General features: G+C 67.3%; 2 protein-coding genes. Both read right to left on the bottom strand.

All coding sequences use genetic code 11. The features are described from left to right. A partial coding sequence (locus OXN85_04290) for a hypothetical protein (protein MCY3599176.1) occupies positions 1-330 on the bottom strand: 330 nt, incomplete at its 3' end. 78 nt (positions 331-408) lie between these two features. Then, positions 409-2,580, bottom strand: a complete 2,172-nt coding sequence (locus tag OXN85_04285) for a TonB-dependent receptor (GenBank protein ID MCY3599175.1) — start codon at positions 2,578-2,580, stop codon at positions 409-411. Positions 2,581-2,791: the final 211 nt, after the last annotated feature.

The following is a 2,791-nucleotide window of genomic DNA, read 5'->3' as shown; positions in this document are numbered from 1 at the left end:
CTCGAACTCGGCGATCGACTCGTTCGCGACGTCCACCCGCAGGTAGAAGTCACTGCCGAGCGTCACTGCGTGCCCGTCGTGGTCGGTGAACTGCACGTTGATGTGGGCCGTTTCCTCGCCCGGCTCGACCTCGAGTTCTCCGGTCCACGCTCCATCGTGACCGTCATAGGACGCGACGGTCTGGCCGCTCAGCGACAGGGTCACGCCCTCGACTTCCTCGGCGTGAAAGTCGTCCATGGGCTCCATGGGGTCGTCGCCGCCGCAGGCGGCCAGGACCAGCAGTCCCGCGGTCGCCAGGACGAGCGGCAGTTTCTGTTGAAAGTGTCTCATTTTCTTCACCTCGTTGTGTTGGATGTCCCGGTCGCTCCCGTCACCAGCCTCTCCGCGTACGGCTGCGGATGGCCCGCTTTAGAAGACAACGCGATAGGCCACGGTGATGGATCTCCCGGCTTCGGGCATGATCTCCTTCACGCGCGACAGGTGGTTTCTGTACACTGCATTGCCAAGGTTCTCCCCCCGCACGGTGATCACGTTCAGCCGCCCCATGACCGTGATCCGCAGTCCGGCGGAGAGATCGAATACGGCATACCCATCGGTGGGATCCTCGAAGGGCCCGGTTCGGTCCTGTCGCGCCGCAACCCGCGTTTCGGCTTCGACGAACCAGGTGCGCGGCGCGTAGCCGACGGCGAAGCGCCCCTGCAGCGGCGGGATCAGCGGAAGCGGTGCGTCCGTCGCTGCGATCCTGCCCCGGACGTACGAAGCCACGGCCTCCACGGTCAGGTCTCCGACCGGCGCCCACTCGAGCGCACTCTCGAATCCCGTGAGCACCGCGTCTTCCCCCTGGAACTGGAAGATCGGCAGCCGCACGCGGCTCAGCTCTCCCGTCTCGAGCGGAAAGACGTAGTTCGCGATGGCGTTGTGGAACCACGTCATCTCGGCGTGCAAGCGGTTTCCCGCAAGACGGACGAACACGTCGATCCCCGTGCCGCGCTCCATCTCGAGCGACGGGTTCCCCACCTCGAAGGCGTAGGCCGCCAGGTGGGGACCTTCCGAGAAGAGTTCGTTGACGCTCGGGGTGCGGAAGGCCCGGGCGACGGAAGCGCCCACCGTGAAGCTCTGCGTGAGCTGTGCCAGGGCCCCCAGGGATCCGGATGCCGCACCAAACGACCTCTCGCGGATGTGCCCGATGTCGGATGAGGGGTCCTCCCGGTCGGGCCGCACGCGTACCCAGTCGTAGCGGAGGCCCGCTTCCAGGCGGATCGGATTCAGATCGACCTCCTCCAGCGCGAATACGGCGAGGGAGGTCTGCGTGGAGTTCGGCGTGAAGAGGCTGCCTCCGAACCCGAAGTCTTCCCAGGAAGCTCGTGTTCCCACGCCTCCCGAGGAGAAAGGGCCCCAGCCGCCGTGGCGGGCGAGGACCTCGCCGCTCACCGTCTGGCGCTCGAAGAGCGTTCCCAGGATGTCGGGGGGCTCGATCTCCCTGTGCTCGTACCAGGTGTGTCCCGCGTCGACCTCGATGCTCTCGACGATCCCCCGCGGCCGAAGCACGCTGCGCAGCCGGGCCGCGGTCCGCTCCATCTCGACGCGAACCCCCGCCTCGTGACCTCCGACGAACCCCCCGGGGATGCCGTAGTCGTTGCCGTAGTAGCGGAAGGTGGCACCGGCGTGGCCCCAATCGTCCACCCAGGAGGTGCCGCCGGAAATCTCGCGGATGTCCGTGCTCGTGTTCTGCAGGGGCCCGACCGGCGTCTCCAGGTCGCCGCTGCTGCGGAGCCCGAGTTCCAGGCGCACGGGAATGTGGTCCGTCAGGCCATACGTGAGATTCAGGCTGCCGCTCGCCGCGTTGCTGACGCTCTGTCCCTGCAGCGTGAACGCGCCCGTAAGGTGGTGCGGCACGGAGGAGGGCACGTCGTCGCGGACGACGTTGATGACGCCGCCCAGCGCGTTGCTGCCGTAGAGAATCGCGCCCGGCCCGCGGATCACCTCGACGCGGCGCGCCGACGATGGATCGATCGCCGTGGCGTGGTCGGGGCCGCTCGCAAACTCGTCGCCGACACGTTCCCCGTCCTCGAGCATCAGGATGCGATCTCCGCTGAGGCCGCGGATCACGGGGTGCACCGAACTAGGCCCCATGCTGCTCACCGCCAGTCCAGGCTCGGACGACAGAGTTTCCGCCAGGGTTCCGGCCAGACGACGCTGCAGATCCTCCCCGGCGAATACGCTGGTCGGGCGCAGCACTTCGTTGGCCGCGCGGGCCACGACGGACCCCGTGACCACGAGATCCGGCAGAGAGATGGGATGGGCTTCCATCTCCACCACCACGACCTCCTCCCGCGACGTATCGACTTCCAGCGACACCGTGCGGTACCCCAGGCGTTCGACCCGCACCGTGTAGACGCGCGGACCCGGCACGGGGACATGGAACGTGCCGTCGCCGTGCGAGACCGCCGTCCGACCCGATGCGGCGATGGAGACCAGGGCGCCGGCGAGAGGCTCGTCGGAGTCGGCATCGCGCACGACGCCCTCGATCTCGCCCGGGTGCTCAACCTGCGCGGACGAGCCGATGGCTCCGAGAGCCATTGCCAATGTGGCCGCGATGAGACCGGTCAGACGCCTTATCGCCATATTGCCTGAAGGAGGACGATGGTCTGGACGCCGAACCGGCGAAGATCCCGCGGCTGTCGAGGGGAAATGCGGTTCAAAGCTATGCCGCCAGACGTATTCCGGGCACCCCCTGTTGAAGATTTCCGGCGGTGGCTCTGGTTTCGGAAGTTCGTGCAATGCGCCGCTA

It is taken from the genome of Candidatus Palauibacter australiensis, assembly GCA_026705295.1.
GTDB lineage: Bacteria > Gemmatimonadota > Gemmatimonadetes > Palauibacterales > Palauibacteraceae > Palauibacter > Palauibacter australiensis.
The sequence above is the reverse complement of the archived record's forward strand: the minus strand, read 5'-3'. Positions and strand labels throughout refer to the sequence as shown.

What these genes read in the sequence shown, in the direction of transcription:
- OXN85_04285 (MCY3599175.1), bottom strand. Translation starts at nt 2,580, where the DNA reads ATGGCTCTCGGAGCCATCGGCTCGTCCGCGCAGGTTGAGCACCCGGGC.